17 protein-coding genes are annotated in these 21,365 nt (G+C 39.8%); 11 read left to right on the forward strand and 6 right to left on the reverse strand.

Annotated elements, in window-relative coordinates:
- The first annotated feature begins 72 nt into the window (after positions 1-72).
- Together murI and ACQ96U_RS17775 are read left to right on the forward strand one after the other, a co-directional pair.
- Positions 73-924, forward strand: coding sequence for a glutamate racemase (murI, locus tag ACQ96U_RS17770; RefSeq protein WP_431722607.1), 852 nt, complete (start codon positions 73-75; stop codon positions 922-924).
- 119 nt (positions 925-1,043) lie between these two features.
- A complete protein-coding gene (locus tag ACQ96U_RS17775; protein WP_431722608.1) occupies positions 1,044-2,543 on the forward strand; it encodes an aldehyde dehydrogenase in 1,500 nt (499 codons plus the stop codon).
- Between the two features lie 15 nt (positions 2,544-2,558).
- On the opposite strand, the gene ACQ96U_RS17780 is transcribed toward ACQ96U_RS17775, so the two are convergent.
- The 3 genes from ACQ96U_RS17780 to alr form a co-directional block, all read right to left on the reverse strand.
- Complete coding sequence (locus tag ACQ96U_RS17780) at positions 2,559-3,239, reverse strand: TIGR00153 family protein (RefSeq protein WP_431722609.1); 681 nt, start codon at positions 3,237-3,239, stop codon at positions 2,559-2,561.
- Between the two features lie 140 nt (positions 3,240-3,379).
- Positions 3,380-4,744: an NAD-dependent succinate-semialdehyde dehydrogenase gene (locus ACQ96U_RS17785; RefSeq protein ID WP_431722610.1), complete on the reverse strand. Its 1,365-nt coding sequence runs from the start codon at positions 4,742-4,744 to the stop codon at positions 3,380-3,382.
- Positions 4,745-4,939: 195 nt separating this feature from the next.
- Complete coding sequence (gene alr, locus ACQ96U_RS17790; protein ID WP_431722611.1) at positions 4,940-6,040, reverse strand: alanine racemase; 1,101 nt, start codon at positions 6,038-6,040, stop codon at positions 4,940-4,942.
- Between the two features lie 282 nt (positions 6,041-6,322).
- On the opposite strand from alr, the gene lrp reads away from it, so the two are divergent.
- Positions 6,323-6,814 (forward strand): leucine-responsive transcriptional regulator Lrp, encoded by a 492-nt coding sequence (gene lrp / locus ACQ96U_RS17795; protein WP_431722612.1) that lies wholly within the window; start codon positions 6,323-6,325, stop codon positions 6,812-6,814.
- A gap of 113 nt (positions 6,815-6,927) precedes the next feature.
- Here the strand turns inward: lrp and ACQ96U_RS17800 are convergent, their stop codons facing one another.
- Positions 6,928-7,260, reverse strand: a complete 333-nt coding sequence (locus ACQ96U_RS17800) for a PilZ domain-containing protein (RefSeq protein WP_431722613.1) — start codon at positions 7,258-7,260, stop codon at positions 6,928-6,930.
- Positions 7,261-7,732: 472 nt separating this feature from the next.
- On the opposite strand from ACQ96U_RS17800, the gene pdhA reads away from it, so the two are divergent.
- The 8 genes from pdhA (at position 7,733) to ACQ96U_RS17840 (ending at position 18,161) form a co-directional block, all read left to right on the forward strand.
- Positions 7,733-8,827, forward strand: a complete 1,095-nt coding sequence (gene pdhA, locus ACQ96U_RS17805; protein WP_431722614.1) for a pyruvate dehydrogenase (acetyl-transferring) E1 component subunit alpha — start codon at positions 7,733-7,735, stop codon at positions 8,825-8,827.
- A 2-nt stretch (positions 8,828-8,829) separates the two neighbouring features.
- A complete protein-coding gene (locus tag ACQ96U_RS17810; RefSeq protein WP_431722615.1) occupies positions 8,830-9,819 on the forward strand; it encodes an alpha-ketoacid dehydrogenase subunit beta in 990 nt (329 codons plus the stop codon).
- Positions 9,816-10,919 carry a dihydrolipoamide acetyltransferase family protein gene (locus ACQ96U_RS17815; protein WP_431722616.1) on the forward strand — a complete coding sequence of 368 codons (1,104 nt, stop codon included), beginning with the start codon at positions 9,816-9,818 and terminating at the stop codon, positions 10,917-10,919. Before ACQ96U_RS17810 ends, ACQ96U_RS17815 begins: the two co-directional genes overlap by 4 nt.
- A 114-nt stretch (positions 10,920-11,033) precedes the next feature.
- Positions 11,034-12,956, forward strand: coding sequence for a PrkA family serine protein kinase (locus ACQ96U_RS17820; protein WP_431722617.1), 1,923 nt, complete (start codon positions 11,034-11,036; stop codon positions 12,954-12,956).
- A gap of 24 nt (positions 12,957-12,980) precedes the next feature.
- Positions 12,981-14,255, forward strand: a complete 1,275-nt coding sequence (locus ACQ96U_RS17825) for a YeaH/YhbH family protein (RefSeq protein ID WP_027707365.1) — start codon at positions 12,981-12,983, stop codon at positions 14,253-14,255.
- A complete protein-coding gene (locus ACQ96U_RS17830; protein WP_431722618.1) occupies positions 14,252-15,784 on the forward strand; it encodes a SpoVR family protein in 1,533 nt (510 codons plus the stop codon). The genes ACQ96U_RS17825 and ACQ96U_RS17830 overlap by 4 nt, the downstream gene beginning before the upstream one ends.
- A gap of 342 nt (positions 15,785-16,126) precedes the next feature.
- Positions 16,127-16,603, forward strand: coding sequence for a hypothetical protein (locus ACQ96U_RS17835; protein WP_431722619.1), 477 nt, complete (start codon positions 16,127-16,129; stop codon positions 16,601-16,603).
- Positions 16,604-17,150: 547 nt separating this feature from the next.
- Entirely contained in the window at positions 17,151-18,161 is a 1,011-nt protein-coding gene (locus tag ACQ96U_RS17840) for a tryptophan--tRNA ligase (protein ID WP_431722620.1), read from the forward strand.
- Between the two features lie 86 nt (positions 18,162-18,247).
- On the opposite strand, the gene ACQ96U_RS17845 is transcribed toward ACQ96U_RS17840, so the two are convergent.
- Together ACQ96U_RS17845 and ACQ96U_RS17850 are read right to left on the reverse strand one after the other, a co-directional pair.
- Positions 18,248-20,038: an alkaline phosphatase D family protein gene (locus tag ACQ96U_RS17845; protein ID WP_431722621.1), complete on the reverse strand. Its 1,791-nt coding sequence runs from the start codon at positions 20,036-20,038 to the stop codon at positions 18,248-18,250.
- Positions 20,039-20,240: 202 nt separating this feature from the next.
- The gene (locus ACQ96U_RS17850) at positions 20,241-21,365 is read right to left on the reverse strand and encodes an ABC transporter permease (protein ID WP_431722622.1); all 1,125 of its coding nucleotides are present in this window, start codon (positions 21,363-21,365) and stop codon (positions 20,241-20,243) included.

Consider the following 21,365-nt stretch of genomic DNA (forward strand, 5'->3'; position numbering starts at 1 on the left):
GCATGAGTAGATAATCCTACGCATATGTGACTTCAGGCTTCTAGTTCATCTTTGTTAGGGTCAGATGTATCTGTGGCTAAAGTTGTAATTTTTGATTCAGGTGTTGGCGGACTCAGTATTTTCAGTGAGCTTGTGAGATTGATGCCTGAAGTCTCTGTTGTTTATGCTTCAGATAATGCTGCTTATCCCTATGGGGATAAGAGTGAGTGCTATTTGAAAACCCGGGTAAAAGCGTGTTTGGATACACTTGTCCAGTATCATCAGCCTGATATGGTTGTTGTTGCCTGTAATACGGCGAGTACCGTTGTGTTACCTGTGCTTCGTGCCCATTTCTCATTACCTGTCGTAGGTGTTGTACCTGCCATTAAAACAGCTGCTCAGGTGACTAAAAATGGTGTTATTGGGTTGTTGGCGACACCTGGCACTGTGACCAGAGCTTACACTGAAGACTTAATTATTCGCTTTGCTAAGCAGTGTGAAGTGATTAAGGTGGGCTCACGTATTTTGGTTGATTTAGCAGAAGCTAAGCTGCGTGGCCAGGCGGTTGACTTGAGCTGTCTTAAACAAGAAATGTTACCTTTTGAACAAGCATCCATTTACCCAGATACAATAGTGCTTGGTTGTACTCACTTTCCTTTATTAGTGGATGAATTACAACAGGTTTCAAGTGTATCAACGCAGTGGGTTGATTCAGGTGCAGCCATTGCGCGTCGTGTTAGAACGCTATTAGAACAACAAAAAAAGCTTAAACCTGAGCATGCTGGTATCTATCAAGCAATGTTTACAGCCAATACTCCAGCCGTGACTCAATTAAAACCTTATTTGTTTCAACTTGGATTTAGTGCTTTAAGTATTTTACCTGTTAATGAGGCATTTACAGTGTTTTCTGAGCCCAAGACGGCGAATGCGGTTACTATTTCCTAAGCTGTAAATTAAATCTTTGCTAACGCCACATTTTTATTCTCTTATAATAAAAATATCCCTATATCGTTGTGATAATGCTTTATTTCAAGGATATTTTTTTAGAAGAAAGGAGAGAACTGATGGCGTTAGGTACGCAAGAAGTGTGGGAGCTGGCTGCTAAGCAACTCAGTATTCCAAATCAAGCATTTATTGGCGGCGAGTTTGTTTCTTCCCAAAGCCAACAAACATTTTCTTGCATAAACCCTGCAAATAATCAGTTACTGACTGAGGTGGCATTATGTGATGTGGCTGATGTGCATAAAGCGGTCACCAGTGCATCAACTGTTTTTCAACAAGGAGACTGGTGTCGTCAATCACCACACCAACGTAAAAAATGTTTATTAAAGCTGGCTGATTTAATAGATAAACATGCCGATACGTTAGCACTACTTGAAACACTGGATATGGGTAAGCCTATAAAAGATAGCCGGTTACTCGATATTCCTTCTGCCGCAACTTGTGTTCGTTGGTATGCTGAAGCAATTGATAAAATATACGGTGAAATTGCGCCAACGGCAGAAGATCAGTTAGGACTTATTACCCGTGAACCTATTGGCGTAGTGACTGCGATCGTCCCCTGGAATTTTCCATTATTAATGGCTTGCTGGAAAATAGCACCTGCATTGGCTGCGGGTAATAGTGTTATTTTAAAACCTTCTGAAAAGTCTCCCCTTACTGCTCTTAAACTCGCTGAATTAGTCACTGAAGCTGATTTTCCACCAGGAGTATTTAATGTGCTACCTGGTTATGGGCATACTGTGGGTAAAGCGCTGGCGTTACATCCACATGTTGATGCATTGGCATTTACTGGCTCCACCACAGTAGCCAAGCAGTTATTAATATACGCTGGGCAGTCCAATATGAAGAGGGTGTGGTTGGAAGCAGGTGGGAAAAGCCCAAATATAGTCTTTGCTGATGCGCCAGACTTAACACATGCAGCAGAAGCTGCGGCGAGTGCTATTTGCTTTAATCAGGGCGAAGTGTGCACTGCCGGTTCAAGGTTATTTGTGGAAAAGTCTATCGCCAGTGAGTTTTTATCATCGGTTCGAGTGGCAATGGATAAGTGGCAGCCAGGTAATCCGCTTGATCCTGAGATAACACTGGGCGCTATTGTTGATGCACAACAACTTAAAAAAATACAGCAATATATCGAGCTAGGTCAAAAGGAAGGTGCAGATCTCTTACAAGGTGGTCAAAGAATACGACAAGAGTTGGGTGGTTTTTTTATACAGCCAGCACTATTTGGTAACGTTGAAAATACAATGCGTATTGCTCAGGATGAAATATTTGGGCCTGTATTGGCAGGAATTACATTTACCGATATTAACGAGCTAGTCTGCCAAGCAAACAATAGCCAATACGGATTAGCGGCAGGGGTATGGACCCGTGATTTAAATAAAGCGCATCTTATTGCGAAGCAATTAAAGGCCGGCTCAGTTTGGATTAACAATTATTTTGGTGGTGATATGACGGCACCTTTTGGTGGATATAAACAGTCTGGAATAGGGCGAGATAAATCATTACATGCGTTTGATAAATACACTGAAATGAAAACCACGTGGTTTTCATTTCAAGGATAAAATCTACTGTTAAATTTACAATTTAACTAACATTACTTCTAAGCACATAGCGATATTTCTGGCTGTACGGGCTAACTCATCTAAGCGGTCAATCATTTGATACAACGTAATGGCATCTAAGGCTGAAAGTTCATTCTCTAAGCTGTGAGTCATACGACGGGAGCTTCTTACTTGAGAGCGAATTTTATCTTCATGCTCTTCAAGTGTGTCTATAATTTTTTTGACAAGCTCTGACTCCTTGCCTCGAAATCCAAGTTCTAGTAGTTCATCTAACTCAGAAACACTTTGGTGCGTTAGTTTAACGGCCTCAATACATAAACTAAGCAAAGCCATAATTGAAGGTTGTAATGAACTGGGAATATTCACTTGCCTGGCAGTTATTCGACCCACAATATCATCAGCTGTATTCGCAGCAGCATCCTGCTGGTAAATAAGATTAAACAAAACCTCTCGGGGAACGGGCGTTAAAATACCAGAGGGCAAGCGTGATAAAATTTCTCGTTTTAAGAGATCTGCTTCGTGCTCTAAATTAACCATCTGTTGTTCGAAGTTTTCAGCTTTTTCCCAATCTCTCTCCATCACACATTGGAAAAATGGCGCAAGTAAATTAACGCAGGATAATACAATGTTCATATGCTGCTGCATTGGACCAAATGCGGACTTGGCAAACAGATCAGAGATGACACTTTTAATCATGAGGCGCTAATCTCCATAACACGCTTTTTTATGAGATTAGCAGTGATCGAGCGATTTAACTTTAGTTTAAGGTGTTAGTGTTTAACATGCTGATTTTAAACAGCTAACACCTATTTTCATGGAAGAGTCACTAAGTGACGCTACTGAATCCAGATCGTTTTAATATTGGTGAATTCTTGTATACCATGCGCTCCAAGCTCTCGCCCGTAGCCTGAATTTTTTATGCCACCAAAGGGTAAAGCACAATGGCTTTTTACAAAACTGTTAATAAAACATGACCCTGCGTCGATACATGAGGCAATCTGTTCAGCTTTATTAATGTCTTTACTCCAAATACTTGCACCTAAACCATAATGGCTTTGGTTGGCAAGCTGAATGGCTTCATCAGAATTTCTCACACGGATGACACTGGCGACTGGTCCAAATAGTTCTTCCTGAAAGGCACTCATATTAGGGCTGACGTTATCAAGTAGTGAAGGGAGATAGAAGTTGCCATCACGATCAGGAATTTGGCAACCAATAACATCCTTAGCGCCTTCATCGAGTGCACAGAGTACTTGGTTGTGTAGATCATTTCTAAGATCTATTCTGGCCAGTGGTGCTAAGGTGGTTTGATCATCGCTAGGGTCACCAATCATGAGTTTTTGCATACGATTAATCAGCCCTTGGATAAAATCATCTGCAACCGAAGGCATGACAAAAAAACGCTTAGCTGCAATACATGTTTGGCCGGCATTCATGCAGCGAGATGTAACTGCAGCGTCTACAGCTTGTTGAAGATCAGCATCATCACAGACAATGAAAGGATCAGAGCCTCCCAGCTCAAGCACTGATTTTTTTAAATGTTGACCTGCTAGCGAGCCCACACTTCGTCCCGCAAATTCACTTCCAGTTAGGGTCACACCACGAATACGTTGATCTTTAATCAGTTCATTGGCTGTTTTTGAATTAACAAGTAGTGATTGCATACAGCCATCAGGGAACCCGGATTCCTGTACAAGTTGTTCAATGGCTTGAGAGCACTGTGGCACATTAGAGGCATGTTTTAACAGAAGTGTATTACCCGCCATCAAGTTGGGTGCTAAGGCACGAAATACCTGCCAAAAGGGATAGTTCCAGGGCATGATGGCTAACAGAGGCCCTAACGGCTGATAGCAGATATAGCTACGCTGTGCTTCTGTGTTGATTGTTTGAGGTGCAAGGTAATTTTCAGCATGCTCTGCATAGTGTTCACATACCCAGGCACATTTTTCTATTTCAGCAATCGCCTCATGATGTAACTTGCCCATTTCTTCAGTAATGACACCTGCGAGCGTCTTTTTACGATGTTTTAGCTGTTCACAAAGCGCCCGCATAGGAGTGGCGCGTTGAGCCATGGTCCGTTTTGACCACATATGAAAGGTCTGCTCTGCCAGTTGCAGTTTTGCTTCCAGTTGACTGGGTTGTAACAGTGAATAAGTGGCGATGACTTCGTTAGAGAAAGGATTAATAGTTTGTATGCTCATAAGAATCTTTTTCTGGTTTATATGATTACCCGCTGTTATGGGAGATATATTACAGATTGGGTCTTTTACAGCGATCTCCATATCGTGCGGTATCCTTTGTGTCGGTGAGAGACTTTTAACTGCAAAGGATACGCTTCACTATAGCTTTACATGCTTATTAATGTACTGGCTGAATACTTTTTATGTTTTAGCCCGTTACTCACCTGTTGTGTTTCCAATGTAGTGGCGGGGGACACGCTGGGTAATTTTAGTTAATAACTCATAGCTGATGGTATTGGCGTGTGCAGCGATCTCATTAACGGATAGCTGAGTACCCCATAGCTCAACGGTATCGCCAATATTAGCTTGAGGACAATGGGTAAGGTCTACAGTGATCATATCCATAGAAACACGCCCTATAATAGGGCAACGAATACCATGAATAACCACAGCCGCTCCTTCTGCGATATAACGTGGGTAGCCATCGCCATAGCCAATGCTGACAACACCCATAGGTAAAGACTTACCAACTTGGAATGAAGCACCATAGCCAACAGTTTCTCCAGCCTCCAAATTTTTTGTAGCAATGAGTTCTGCAGTAAGGGTCATGACTGGCTGTAACGCAGAGGCTTGGGGGTGTGGGTATGCAAAGGGTGATGAACCATACAGCATGATGCCAGGTCGTAACCATTGGTAATGACTATCAGGCATAGTCAATATGGCAGGTGAGTTGGCAAGACTAGCCGGTGGATTGCCTAGCGTTTTAATGGTTTGAGCACAGCAGGCAAGTTGCTTTTTATTCAAAGGATGATCGGGCTCATCAGCACAGGCAAAATGTGATGTACAAATAATGTTTTTAATGTATGGCCGCTGCGTTAGCTCTGTAAAAGCGGTAATGAATTGTTCTGGCGAAAACCCTAAACGATGCATACCTGAGTCAAGTTTCAGCCATACGGTGAGCGCTTTGTTTTGTGGGTGTTTATGTAGAACTTCAATTTGTTGTTGGGAGTGGATCAACGGCTGTAGATTGTAATGACTAATTGCCTCAAGCTCTTCGGCAGAGAAAAAGCCTTCTAGCAGCACAATAGGGCTTTTTATATTGGCTTGTCGGAGTTGAAGCGCTTCTTCAACACTGGCGACTGCAAAGCCATCAGCCTCCGCATCCAGTGCCTTTGCTGCGGCAATCGCACCATGTCCATAAGCATCAGCCTTAATCACAGCAAGTGCTTGGGCGTTATTGGCTGACATTTGCTTTGCATATTGGTAGTTAGCCAGTAAGGCATTGAGATCAATGGTGGCGCGGATTGGGCGAGTCATGCTACTTCACTGTTTTACAGGTTAAAGTCAATACATTAATCCGTTTTGCGTTGAGAGGGAACCCTATGCGAAGGGTTGGTCAATATAAATATGTCGTTGTTGTTATCACTTGTTTTAATATATCAAACAAACACCACATGATACCTATTGTTGTGAGTATAATAACGCTCAGTAATGAAGTCTTCTGGGCCATTTAATGGAGAGAGGCATTATTTAGCCGAGTGAGAATATTAATTGTGGAAGTACGAGTTTCCTTCCCGTTGACTGAAAAGTTTAAACAGAATGCGTAACAAGAAAGAAACAACAAGACAAATCGATCGCATTGATAGAAAAATACTCAAAATATTACAACAAGATGGTCGTATTTCTTATGTGGATTTGGCGGAACAAGTTGGCCTAAGTACAACACCGTGTATGGAGCGGGTGAAGCGCTTAGAAAGAGAAGGTTTTATTCAGGGGTATGCTGCAAAGGTTAATCCACAGTTACTACAAGCTGGATTGTTGGTTTTTGTTGAGATTAGTCTTTATTCTAAGTCGGCAGATATTTTTGATGAATTTCGACGAGCGGTAGTCAAACTACCCCATGTTTTGGAATGCCATTTAGTATCAGGAGACTACGACTATTTAATCAAAGCAAGAATTTCAGAAATGGCATCCTATCGGAAATTACTTGGAGATATCTTATTAAAACTACCTGGAGTAAGAGAGTCAAAAAGCTACATAGTAATGGAAGAAGTAAAAGAAACTTTAATAATACCTGTTTATGATGTTTAAGTGACAGGAATGGATTAAATATTCAAAACTAAAAGGCATAGTTTAGTCTGAACAAGGAGGAGTGGTAATGATAAGTCCACATAAAATATATGGGGTAAGTTTAGGTATTTGGGTTAATAGCCATTGATATAGCTGTCCAAAGTTTTCGAGTTTTGATCATCAATTTGTTCAATATGGAAGCTTGCGCCAAACTTACTGGAAAAATTAGAATTTTGACACCATAAGCATTCTGCCTTTAGGCAGACGGTATCATGCGAAAGCATTGGCTCAGGAATGTGGAGAATCAAGTTGATGGTTTGCTTTGGTTGAAGCTGATGATCGGTCAAAACCATAAAATGATCAATGTTTAAGTCTAGAATTCTACCCAAATACTCTCCAGTATCAGCATTCTCGACTGTGACGGGGTGTCCTTCGCGACGATGTCTTTGGGAGTGCGTTAGAGCCATATGATGAAAGTCCTGTCATTAGTATTATAAAAATAGTTCACCAAAATTTAACTTTAACTTTTTCTTTTCAAAAATCTATCCTTAACCAAACATTCTTTCCAAAAAATAATCTAAAACATTAAGTGCCTAGTAAGAAATAGCAATATAGAATTAACATTTCTTTATTATTTATTTTATTTATTACGTAAGGAGCTAAGCATGGAGGTGGTTACAACATCTCTGCGTATAAGGCTTTAATGTATGTATTTTTCTAGTTTTCTTTATTGATAGTAAGTAGTAACTAAACTTGGTTATTTTAACTGGCAATCAATTTAGTGTTTATTATGAAATTAAAATTTAATAATTTTAACGCAGTTATTAACAATTAATATGGTTTGTCCCAAAAGCAATTTACCCATTTGTTTTTGGGATGATAGCTGATGGTCAGTTATCCACAGACCGTTGGCTTCTTATATAACAAGAGGGCTGGCTTATGAAGCGAAACCCGGCATGTGCCATTGAATATGTGCAGTACTTGAATGAGAAAGCTGAGTTAACAAAACCTATACCTAAGTGGGCTGAACAACCTAACCAGCTTCTTCACTATTATCGTGAAATGGTGATGGCTCGCCATGCAGACCAAAAGGCGATCAGCTTACAGCGTACCGGTAAGCTTGGTACTTATCCTTCAATATTGGGCCAGGAAGCCATTAACGTGGTTATTGGTTCTGTGCTTAATAAAGACGATGTCTTTGTGCCCTATTACCGTGATCATACCGCGATGGTAATGCGTGGCATGAAGCAGGCTGATGTTTATCGCTATTGGGGAGGGGATGAACGCGGCAGTGCGAATCCTGACGTTGGTAAGGACTTACCTTACTGTGTACCCATTGCTACACAAGTTTCACATGCGACAGGTGTTGCTGCAGCTATTAAGATTCGGGGTGAGCAACGTGCTGTACTCTGTACCTGTGGAGATGGCGCCACGTCAAAAGGTGATTTTCTCGAAGCCATCAATTTAGCGGGTGTATGGCAGCTACCTATAGTGTTTCTTATTAATAATAACCAGTGGGCGATATCTGTACCTCGGAAGATTCAGTGTGGCGCACCTACGCTCGCTCAAAAAGGAATTGGTGCAGGTGTTCCAGCGTTGCAAGTCGATGGCAATGATGTCATTGCGCTGCATGAGGTTGTGTCGGAGGCTTTGCAGCGGGCTAGATTACATAAAGGTGCTACAGTCATAGAGGCTATTAGCTATAGGCTTAGTGACCATACGACTGCAGATGACGCAACTCGATATAGAACCAATGAAGAGTTGAGAGATGCTTGGCAAAGAGAGCCCATTAAGCGGTTGCAACATTACCTTCATCAACGAGGAGATTGGGATGAAAGTAAAGAGCAGCGTTTGCAAGCGCAAGTTGCTGATCAGGTACAGCAAGCCGTTGATGAGTATTTACAAACCCCACAACAGTCCATAGATGATCTTTTTCTTTATCACTATGAAGAGCTCCCTACAGGCTTAGCAGAGCAGCTTAGTGAAGCTGATATGGCAAACCAGTTACAAGAAAAAGTAGGGCTGAGGGGGTAATAATGACTGAGCAGAATCGAATTACGCTGGTAGAAGCTGTGAATCAGGCACTCCACTGCGCTATGAGCAAAGATGAAAATGTGGTGGTGCTAGGAGAAGATGTTGCGGTGAATGGAGGTGTATTTCGCGCAACAGTTGGCCTGCGGGATCGTTTTGGTATCAAGCGTGTTATGGATACGCCATTAGCTGAAGCATTGATTGCGGGTGTTAGTATTGGGATGGCATCACAAGGATTAAAGCCAGTCGCTGAGATTCAGTTTCTTGGCTTTATCTACGCAGCAATGGAGCAATTGGTATCGCATGCGGCCAGAATGCGTAATCGTACCCGTGGTCGATTAACATGTCCTATGGTAGTACGTGTACCCTTTGGTGGTGGAATTCATGCCCCAGAACATCACTCGGAAAGTACAGAGGCGCTGTTTGCCCATGTTCCAGGTTTAAGGGTGGTGATTCCCTCTTCGCCACGACGCGCATATGGCTTACTGTTATCTGCAATAGAAAATCCAGACCCTGTGATTTTCATGGAGCCCAAGCGAATATACAGAGCCACTAAGCAAGCTGTGCCTGATGATGGTAAGTCTTTACCTCTCGATACTTGCTTTACTCTACGGCAGGGAACTGACGTGACATTAGTAAGCTGGGGGGCCTCAATATTGGAGACTATGCAAGCGGCAAAACGCCTGGAGGAAAAGGATATCTCGGCAGAGGTCATTGATGTTGCCTGTATAAAACCATTGGATATCGACACCATTCTTTACTCAGTAAAAAAAACAGGTCGCTGTGTTGTTATTCATGAGGCGGCGAGGAGTTTTGGAGTGGGCGCTGAGATTGTAGCTCAGCTTCATGAGCAGGCATTTTTTGACTTGCTAGCACCTGTCAAACGGGTGACAGGTTATGATGTCACGATGCCTTACTATCAAATGGAAAAGCATTACATTCCAACTACTGAGCGCATTATTTCTGCTGTTGAACAAAGCATGGAGCAAGCATGAAATTTTTTAAACTACCAGATTTAGGAGAAGGCATTCCTGAAGCTGAAATAGTAACTTGGCATGTTAAGCCTGGAGACACCATTGAGGAGGATCAGCCACTTGTATCAGTAGAAACAGCAAAAGCTATCGTTGAGGTGCCTTCACCACAGTCGGGACAAATAGCTAAACTCTTTGCAAAAGAGGGGGATGTGGTTCATACCGGAGAACCTTTAGTTGAGTTTGCGAATGTAGAAGAAGATGACACAGGAACCGTCGTTGGCAAAATAGAACAGGCTAGTGACCAAGAAGAGGAAGAACAGTTTTATATAGGTGCGCCACCAGAGTCTCGATCTGAGCAAACACCAAGAGCCGCACCTGCCATCCGTGCATTTGCCAAAAAAATGGGCGTGGATTTACGTCAAGTAACTGGCACTGGGCCAAATCAGCAAATCCTTGCTGCTGACGTTGAAGCGGCAGCGGCTTCGACGGCAATTGGCGGGGAGCCTGTTCGAGGCGTCAGACGACAGATGGCTATTAATATGGCCAAAGCTGATCAGGAAGTCGTACCTGTCACTATTTTTGACGATGCAGACATTGAACATTGGCAAGAAAAGGAAGATATCACTATTCGCTTGGTTTTAGCGATTGGTCATGCATGTGAGGCTGAATCTGGCTTAAATGCTTGGTTTGATGGGGCACGGATGACACGAGTACTCCATAAGCATATTGATTTGGGGGTGGCGGTAGATACCGAAAAAGGGCTTTTTGTACCAGTGTTAAGGAATATTACAGGTCGAAGCCGAGAGGATTTGCGAGAAGGATTAAATAGATTACGTGCTGATGTGAAAGCAAGAACAATCCCTCCATCAGAGCTACAAGGTGCTACACTAACTCTTAGCAACTTTGGCACCATTGCAGGACGATATGCCAGTCCTATAGTTGTTCCTCCAACCGTGTGTATTTTGGGAACAGGTAAAATTCGGCGTGAGCCTGTTGTTGTAGCCGATCAAGTTAGTATTCATAAAATTATACCCCTTTCCTTAACATTCGATCACCGCGCAGTTACTGGGGGAGAAGCGGCGCGATTTCTGCATGCAATAAAAATGCATCTTGAGTCCTGAAAAATCGAAAAACATATATACTTAATTTAAGAACAACATTTCTTTAAAAAACTAGTCTAACGGGTTGAGAAGCTAGGTCATTTCTAATCAGTAGGGTTTCAGTGGGTGAGTGCAATGGATATTTTTGATACTGTAAAAAGCAGGTATATCAATACCCAGCAGGAAGAGATGTCATTACATGAATATCTCGAATTTTGTAAAAAGGATCCTATGGCGTATGCAAATGCAGCTGAGCGCATGTTAAATGCAATTGGTGAGCCTGAATTAGTTGATACGTCATTTGATTCAAGATTGAGTCGAATTTTTTCTAATAAGTTAATAAAAAAATACCCAGCCTTTAAAGAGTTTTATGGCATGGAAGAATCTATTGAACAAATAGTTTCTTACTTTAAACATGCGGCACAAGGTTTGGAAGAGAAGAAACAGATTTTATATCTATTAGGTCCTGTTGGTGGTGGTAAGTCATCACTTGCAGAAAAACTCAAACGTTTAATGGAAAAAGTACCTTTTTATGCCATAAAAGGTTCTCCTGTATTTGAATCTCCTTTGGGATTATTTAATCCTGATGAAGATGGACAAATATTAGAAGAAGAATATGGTATTCCAAAGCGTTATATTAAAGGGACTATGTCTCCATGGGCAGTTAAACGTTTGAAAGAATATGGAGGAGATATTTCTAAATTTAGAGTGGCACGCCTTTATCCTTCTCTTGCACATCAAGTTGCTATCGCAAAAACCGAACCCGGAGATGAAAATAACCAAGACATTTCTAGCCTTGTCGGTAAAGTAGATATTCGACAGTTAGAAGAATACGCACAGAATGATCCTGATGCCTATAGCTTTTCTGGGGGATTGTGTCGATCAAACCAAGGCTTGTTAGAATTTGTGGAAATGTTTAAAGCACCCATTAAAGTGCTGCACCCATTATTAACAGCAACACAGGAAGGTAATTATAATAGTACTGAAGGTATGGGGAGCATTCCTTTCGAAGGAATTATTCTTGCCCACTCAAATGAATCTGAATGGCAAAGTTTTAAAAATAATAAAACAAATGAGGCATTTATAGACCGTGTGTACATTGTTAAAGTGCCTTATTGTTTGCGGGTTACTGAAGAAATTAAAATTTATGAGAAACTATTACTACATAGTTCTCTTCGTGAAGCACCTTGTGCACCTGATACGCTTAGGATGTTGGCACAGTTTTCTGTACTCTCGCGGCTAAAAGAACCAGAAAATTCTAATATTTTTTCAAAGATGCGTGTTTACGATGGACAGAATCTGAAAGACACAGATCCTAATGCTAAATCACTGCAAGAGTATAAAGATGCAGCCGGTGTTGATGAGGGGATGGAAGGGCTATCAACACGTTTTGCATTTAAAATCTTGTCAAAAGTCTTTAACTTTGACCCCAGTGAAGTCGCTGCTAACCCAGTACATTTGCTGTATGTTTTAGAGCAGCAAATTGAACAGCAACAATATCCGCCTGAAGTGCATGAACGTTATTTACGTTTTATTAAAGAGTTCTTAGCACCTAAGTATATTGACTTCTTAAGTAAAGAAATTCAGACAGCATACCTCGAGTCATACAGTGAATATGGTCAAAATATCTTCGATCGTTATGTGACTTATGCTGATTTCTGGATTCAGGACCAAGAGTATCGTGATCCAGAAACAGGAGATATCTTAGATAGGGCTGCTATCAATGATGAGTTAGAGAAAATTGAGAAACCAGCCAGTATTGCAAATCCAAAAGATTTCCGGAATGAAATCGTTAACTTTGTACTTCGTGCTAGAGCAAATAACAAAGGGAAGAATCCATCATGGCTTAGCTATGAAAAAATGCGTACTGTTATTGAGAAAAAGATGTTTTCCAATACAGAAGATTTATTACCTGTTATTTCTTTTAATGCGAAGGCATCAAATGATGATCAACGGAAACATGGTGAATTCGTTAAACGTATGATTGAGCGTGGTTATACTGAGAAGCAAGTAAGGCTATTGTGTGAATGGTATATCCGCGTAAGGAAATCACAATAAAATTAGACCATTACGGGTGCCACCATGACTCATATTATTGACAGACGTTTAAATGGTAAAAATAAAAGTACGGTAAACCGACAGCGTTTTCTAAGGCGTTACAAAAAGCATATCAAGCGTGCTGTAGCCGATGCTGTTAATAAGCGTAGTATTACTGATATTGAAAGCGGTAGCCAGATTACCATCCCTAATAAAGATCTGTCAGAGCCAAACTTTCAACATGGTCGTGGTGGTTTTAATAATATTGTTCATCCTGGCAACAAGGAATTTGTTAAGGGTGATAAAATTAGGCGCCCGGAAGCAGGAGCTGGTCAAGGTCCAGGTAGTGGTAAGGCGAGTAATCAAGGTGAAGGCATGGATGAATTCACCTTTCAGATTAATCATGAAGAATTTCTTGAATATATGTTCGAGGATCTCGAATTACCTAATTTAGTCAAGAAACAATTAAAAGAAACGATTGCATACAAATTCAGACTTGCAGGTTTTTCAAGTAAGGGGACACCAGAAAAACTAAATATTATTCGTTCTTTACGTAGTGCCCACGCAAGGCGAATAGCTCTCAGTGGTTCCGAGCGGAGAGAAATCAGGCAGTTAAAGCGTGAACTGAGGGAAATGGAAGTTAGCCCAGAAGAAGCAGATCAAGAGCGTGTTGAGTTTTTAAGGGAGCGAATTAAAGAACTCAATGCAAAGCTGAAACGTTTGCCTTTTATTGATGAATTTGACTTGAAGTATAATAACTTCATTAAAACACCCGTACCTAGCACAAAAGCCGTTATGTTTTGTGTAATGGATGTCTCTGGTTCAATGACGCAAGAAATAAAAGATATCGCTAAGCGCTTTTTTATATTGTTGTATTTATTTTTGTGCAGAACATACAAAGAAATTGAAGTGGTATTTATTCGGCACCATACATCAGCAAAAGAAGTTGATGAAAATGACTTTTTTTACTCAAGAGAAACGGGTGGTACCATTGTTTCCAGTGCATTGGAATTATCAAGAGATATTATCAGGGAGCGTTATTCTCCCGCACAATGGAATATTTATATTGCCCAGGCCTCTGATGGTGATAATTGGGAGGGTGACTCAAGTATATGTAGTAACATTCTCGTTAATGGCATTATGCCTCTGGTACAGTATTTCGCCTATGTAGAAATTACTGACAGACATCACCAAAATTTATGGCGAGAGTATGAAGCAGTTTATGAAGCCTTTCACGAAACGTTTGCTATGCAGCAAATTAAGACGGTAAGTGATATTTATCCTGTTTTCCGTCGATTATTTGAAAGGAAGGAAGCATGAAAAAAAAGCAACCTATTTCTACGGGGTCAGAGTGGACATTTGAACAAGTTGAGCGGTATGACAAAGAAATTGGCAGGGTTGCTGAGCACTATGGTTTGGACACTTACCCAAATCAAATTGAGATCATTAGCTCTGAGCAGATGATGGATGCTTATGCTTCTACAGGCATGCCACTCATGTACTCTCATTGGACGTTTGGTAAGCATTTTTTACATACCCTACAAAACTATCGTCGTGGTCATATGGGTCTGGCTTATGAGATAGTCATAAATTCAAGCCCATGTATTGCTTACTTAATGGAAGAGAACACCATGACAATGCAAGCATTGGTTATTGCCCATGCCTGTTATGGTCACAACTCATTTTTTAAGGGTAACTATTTATTTAAAACCTGGACTGATGCAACATCAATTGTTGACTATCTGCTTTTCGCAAAAAATTATATAGCTCAATGTGAAGAAAAGTATGGTATTGATGCTGTAGAAGATCTGTTAGATTCATGTCATGCGTTGATGAATTATGGTGTTAATCGCTATAAACGGCCTGCTCCAATTTCAACAGAAGAAGAAAAAGCACGACAAATTGAGCGTGAAGAATATCGGCAGAGACAAATAAATGAATTATGGAATACCATTCCGAAGAATTTAGATAAAGATAAGGATGTAGAAGAAAAGAAATTCCCAGAAGATCCTGAAGAAAATATTTTATATTTTTTCGAAAAGAATGCTCCTTTGCTTGAAACATGGCAGCGGGAAATGATTCGTATTGTGCGTAAAATTGCCCAGTACTTTTATCCACAGCGGCAAACACAAGTCATGAATGAAGGGTGGGCATGTTTTTGGCACTATACATTACTTAACCATTTGTATGATGAAGGTCTGGTAACAGATGGTTTTATCATGGAAATGCTACATTCTCATTCTAATGTTGTCTTTCAGCCCGCTTTTGATGATCCACGTTATAGTGGTATTAACCCCTATACACTGGGTTTTAATATGATGATGGATATCAAGCGTATTTGTGTCGATCCAACTGAAGAAGATAAGCGTTGGTTCCCTGATATAGCAGGATCAAACTGGCTAGAAACATTGAAGTTTGCCATGGAAAACTTCAAAGATGAAAGTTTTATTTTGCAGTTTTTGTCACCCAAAATCATGCGCGACTTGAAGTTATTTGCCATTGCTGATGATGAGAATCTACCTTACCTTGAAGTTTCAGCTATTCACGATGATGAAGGATATCGTTTAGTTCGTGAAGCTTTGGCATCACAGTATAATATTGGTAATCGCGAGCCCAATATTCAGGTTTACAATGTGAATGTGAGAGGTGATCGCTCTTTAACATTAAGGCATTACCAGCACGATCATCGTCCTCTTGGAAAAACAACCGCTGAAATGCTGAAACATGTACATAACTTGTGGGGTTTTGATGTTCACTTAGAGTCGATTAGAGATGATAAAGTGCACAGTAGTTTCCATTGTCCCCCAAAAGAAGTTGAAGAAGAGCGTAGTTTAATTGAACTCACTTAAGTGCTATTTACTAAATAGCACATACTAAGAAGTACCTCGATAATTTTAAAGGCTACTGAATTTTGTGTGATGTGTACAAAGTAGCCTGTTAAAGCTTCAGCTTTTAGACAAAAATACTCCAAGAGACTGTTCTTTTCCTCATTTACACTTGATTGTCGGCTATAGTCGAGCTTAAGCTGTTACTTTGTGACAAATTATGTAATTTGTGGTCTATGTTTTTAGTACCTTTTCATTTTAGATATACCTGATGTGAAGGGTATACGCCCAGCTGTTAAAGAAGTTTGAGAAACTGTGGGTAAGAAAAGCGTTGGATAATATGACCATGTTTGGGGAAATAATGCTATGAAACTGAGTTATGCCATCTATACTGCTGTCATTACAGTGTTGTTGGCAGGTTGTCAGACTGGCACTCAAGTGAAGCCTAAAGATGATGCTGAGACTGTAACGAATCAACCTGAAGCAGTAAATCAGGTACAAGATATCTGGAGCTTTGATCGTACACACATTGTTAAATGGACACTGTGGAGTTATGACAGCGAGGTAGATCTGGCGGCAATATCAAAACTGGAAGAACAAAGTATTCAAGATGCCTTTAATAGTTTCAAAGATGGTGAGTATCGTCAGTGGAAGAATGAGACACTAGGGACTATGGGATTCACTGCTGGAAGTAAATATCAAAATGGTGAAGGATTGAGTTGCCGTAATTACAGTATCACTGTTGAAATAATAAATGATGCAGGACAGGTACAACAATTACAGCGGCCTGCGATTGCTTGCTTTAGTGAAGGTGCATGGGAGTTTGATCGCTCAATTTTATGAAGCTGGTACTGATCAGCTTCATTACTTACGTGAAGTTAATCAATATATTAAGTTGTAAGTCAAAGTAAGCATTTGAAATGCTGGCTAATATTATTATGTGTTTGAATAAAATAACGTTGTTTTACAAGCAGTTATAGGAGCTACTGATTGATAGGTTTGTTTTGAGGAAGAAAAAAGACTAGACCTGTCAGAGAATTGGCGTTATAGTTCGCGAATCTAACAAAAAAGAAGCCCTGACCGATTTGGAGGGGATCAGGGCAATGAAAGTGTACCAATTAGGAGTCAAGCGAGTAACTTAACTGGGTATAAGTATAGATTATCAAGTCAAACAACAAATTCGTACATGTACCCAATTGATTGTGGAAACTACCTATCATACACAAATAATGATTAAAATCCCTTTCTTTTGGTGGCCTTGAGGCCACTTACATTTCTTAAAATCTACGAGTTTTCATTGTAGGCCTCATATATCTTTTTCAGTTTAGGTATAATTCTCTGCCTGAATAAAAGATCGATTTCCAGCAGGTTTCATCAAAAAGAATATGTTATGAAAAAGACCCGTGTTTTAACTGGTATTACGACCTCAGGGACACCACATTTAGGTAATTATGTGGGAGCGATTCGTCCTGCTATAGAAGATAGCCGTAAAGAAAATGTTGAGTCATTTTTCTTCTTAGCGGATTATCATTCGATTATTAAAACTCGAGATCCAATCAGAGTCCATCAATCTACTCGAGAGATTGCGGCTACCTGGTTGGCACTAGGTCTTGATGTTGATCGAGTCACTTTTTATCGACAGTCTGATATTCCTGAAATTACAGAGCTGTGTTGGATCTTGAACTGTATGACTGCAAAGGGTCTGATGAACAGAGCGCATGCTTATAAAGCCGCTGTTCAACAAAACATTGATGATGAAGAAGCTGATCCTGATAAAGGAATAACAATGGGGTTATTCTCTTATCCTGTGCTAATGGCGGCAGATATTTTGATGTTTAATGCACACAGGGTACCTGTTGGTAAAGACCAGATTCAACATTTGGAAATGGCAAGAGATATAGCCGCTCGTATGAATCACCACTATAAGGTTAAGTTTGCCTTGCCTGAAGCCGTTGTGGATGAAAATACGGCCGTATTGAATGGGCTTGATGGGCGAAAAATGAGTAAAAGTTACGATAATGTTATCCCTCTTTTCGCACCAGAGAAAAAGCTGCGTAAGCTTATCATGAAAATTAAAACAAACTGTCTTGAGCCTGGTGAACCAAAAGATCCTGACACCTGTACGTTGTTTCAAATCTTTTCTGCATTTGCGGCACCCAGTGAAGTAGAAGAAAAGCGTCAGCAATACTATAACGGTGCAGGTTGGGGGGAACTGAAGCAACAGTTATTTGAATACCTCAATGAACAGTTACAAGGGCCAAGAGAGCGCTATGAAGCTCTTATGAATGACCCTCAGTATGTAGAAACAGTGTTAAAAGCAGGCGCTGAAAGAGCTCGAGTTGAAGCCAAACCATTTTTACAAAAAATCCGCCATGGTATTGGTATTAGACCAATAGATTAAATATCTTTGCTGAAAAAAGATTTATTATGAAAAACAAAAAAAGGCTGTTGGTTGCAGCCTTTTTTTGTACCGAAATATCAGCTAAATTAGCTGATATTTCGAGTAGATTTTTTAAATAACCAAGGTAGTTCTGTATATTTATGTACATGAGATATAGGTCGTTTAGTCAATCCATTACCTGTGCTTTCTTTGCTAACGCCGTAAACTACCCACTCACAATGATCACGGAAAAACTCCAGTGTAGCATAACCATGATCATTAGCATTAAAGGTCTTAATATGTGGATTATTAATACGAACAGCGCCTTCACTAAACAAACGGAGTAACTCTGGCTTTTTAACTTCGTATTTAAGATGTTGTTCTATACCATCTAAAAATGTTGTTGATGTGACAGATGGCGTCATAAATTCAACACCTACTAAGTTATTATCTAATCCTGTATTAAGCGATTTTTCATAATCAACTTTTAAGTAGGAGGATATATTACAATGTAGATCACCCGTAAGTACCACAAAGTTATCAACATTATAATTTCGAACAAACTCAGCTAATTGGCGGCGTTCATATTGAAAACCATCCCATGAGTCAACTGTAAGTAAAGCTAATTCCTGGCCTAATAAAGTTGCAGCTAACCTTCCCATATAAGTTTGGTTACCTAAAACATTCCATACTGTTTTAGAACTACTTAAATTATTAAAAAGCCACTCTTTTTGTTGGTAACCTAACATAGAATTTTCTGCATCATACTGATCAGTGCAGCCGATTGGAAAATAGCGTTCAAATATCCGATTATTACCACAAGGTGGAGCTGTGCGATAGCTTCGTGTATCTAACATATTAATGGTGACCAAATCACCAAATGTAAAATGACGATAAATACGTAAAAACTGGTGTGGATGTGTCTTATCGTAAGTGAGTGTTGCACGCGTAGGTGTGTATTCAAACCATGCCTGCTGTGCTGATAATTTAAGTGAACGTAATAAATCTACATTATTACCAAATTCACTGTCTTTAGTAAATGGGTGATCAGGTGCACCTAATGTATCTCGAGCATAGTCCCAATAACAATCATTTGCGGTTTCATGATCATCACTGGTCATTATCCAGGTATGTGCTTCTAAACAAGTGGTTAAATGTTCATCCTGTCGATATCGGCGATAAATATGTCTATAGTCATCCAAGCTAGACGCGTAACCCGCCTCGCTCGGTAACTTTATCTTTCTGTCTTCGTATTTATTGGCTTGAAAGCTTTTATCTCCAGTACTTTCGTAAATAAAGTCTCCTAAGTGAACTACAAAATCAATTGAGCTGTCTTTTGCAATAAAGTTATATACACCATAATAACCATTTGTAAAATCTTGGCAGGTTAAGACAGCTATTTTTAAACTTTTTTGAATGCTATGGTCTGATGATGTTGTTCGACATCGGCCAATTTTGCTTGAAGTATTTTTATAAATAAAACGATAATAATAAGTTTGATTAGGCGCAAGCTGCCCATCCAGATCAATTTTTACAGTATAATCTAATAAAGAATTTAATTGTTCAGGGTGCACTTCACCTTGTAAATACAGTGATTCGCAACGATTATCAAGACAAACCTGAAAGACTATTGGTTCATATTCACTGTACTCTGCAGGGTTGACTCTTGTCCAAAGAATGACACCACTGTCCGTTGGATCTCCTGATGCAATAGATTGTGGGAAAATTTTGTTGGCGTTATTGATATTTATAAGGCTATTGTCAGGCAATGGATAATCACTATCGCGAGCAACTAAATTAGTCGGTAGACTTTTTGCTTGACTGGAGCTAATTATATAAGGTGAAGCTAATCCAGCACTCATTAGGCCAATAAACTTGCGACGGTTTAGGGCTGACATACATTTTCCTTTATTATTGTCATTTTGCTTGGTGACCGAAAAGGAAAGTAGCAGCTGAATGTTAATGTTTCTTTAAATAAATATTATTCTTATGTATGGACTGATTTTTTCGCAAGCTGTAGCTGTTCTAAAAATAAAAAGATAATCAATTCGTATATTATGTATTTTTAATGTAATAAAATGAAGAAATGTTAAATTAAATTCATGATAAGTTTTTACCAACTGTTTTTCTTAATCGTTGTAGTGATACTGAAAAGAAAACTATGCCAATAACAATGATCGTGAGTAAGGAACTCCAAACTACAGTTAAGTCTGCCTGACGAAACAAGACTGCACTACTGAATTCAACAAAATGAGTTGATGGGAAGACTTTCATTAGGTATTGAATTGCAAAAGGCATATTATCTAAAGGTGTGATACCTCCAGATAGTACATTCATAACAACAACGATGGGTAGAAACAGTAACCCAAGCTGAGGCATTGAGTTTGCGACTGTACCCAAAAAAATGCCTAATGAGGTTACAGCAAACAAGTAACTGCATGTGCCAATGATAAATAACCCTATTTCACCTCGAATAGGAATAGATAGTGCTTCACCAATAATTAATTTCAAAGATAGAAGTGATGCTACAACAATGACTAGCCCATTTGACCAAATTTTAGCAAGCATAATTTCTGCTGGCGTTAAAGGCATTACTAATAGATGTTCAATAGTGCCATGCTCTCTTTCTCTAATGAGTGCTGCACCCGTTAGTACGATAGCAAGCATACCAATAACATTAATAAACTGGTTTACTGACATAAACCAACTGCTATATAGGTTTTCGTTGAATCTAACTCGAATATTCAAATTGATGAGATCTGGCTCTGAGGCTTCTTGGTTAAAAAATTGCGTAACTTCGTGAGTTATTATTTGATTAATATAATCTAAACCAATGACGGCTTGGCTCATAGCGGTTGCATCGATATAAACTTGAACGTTGGCTTCATTTCCATGAGAAATATTTTGGGAAAACTTGCTGGGTATAAGTAAGACAAAGGTATAAATACCTTGGCTCATCGTTTTGTCAATTTCATTAAACTGGATAATATGTGGTTTTTGAAAGTAAGGTGGTAGAAGAGAAGTAAATAATTGACGGGATAGGGGTGAATTATCTTCATCTACAACAGCTATCGCTGCATTACGCATTTCCAATCCTGTTTCTTTGGCAGGAACATAAATAAAAACAGTAAATGCGAATGTCATAAGAAAAAGCATGACTTTATCTTGACGCAAGCTGGCTATTTCTTTTAGACCCAGCCAAAAAACAGATTGTAGAAACTTCAT

The organism is Zooshikella sp. RANM57 (assembly GCF_050749885.1).
Taxonomy (GTDB): domain Bacteria; phylum Pseudomonadota; class Gammaproteobacteria; order Pseudomonadales; family Zooshikellaceae; genus Zooshikella.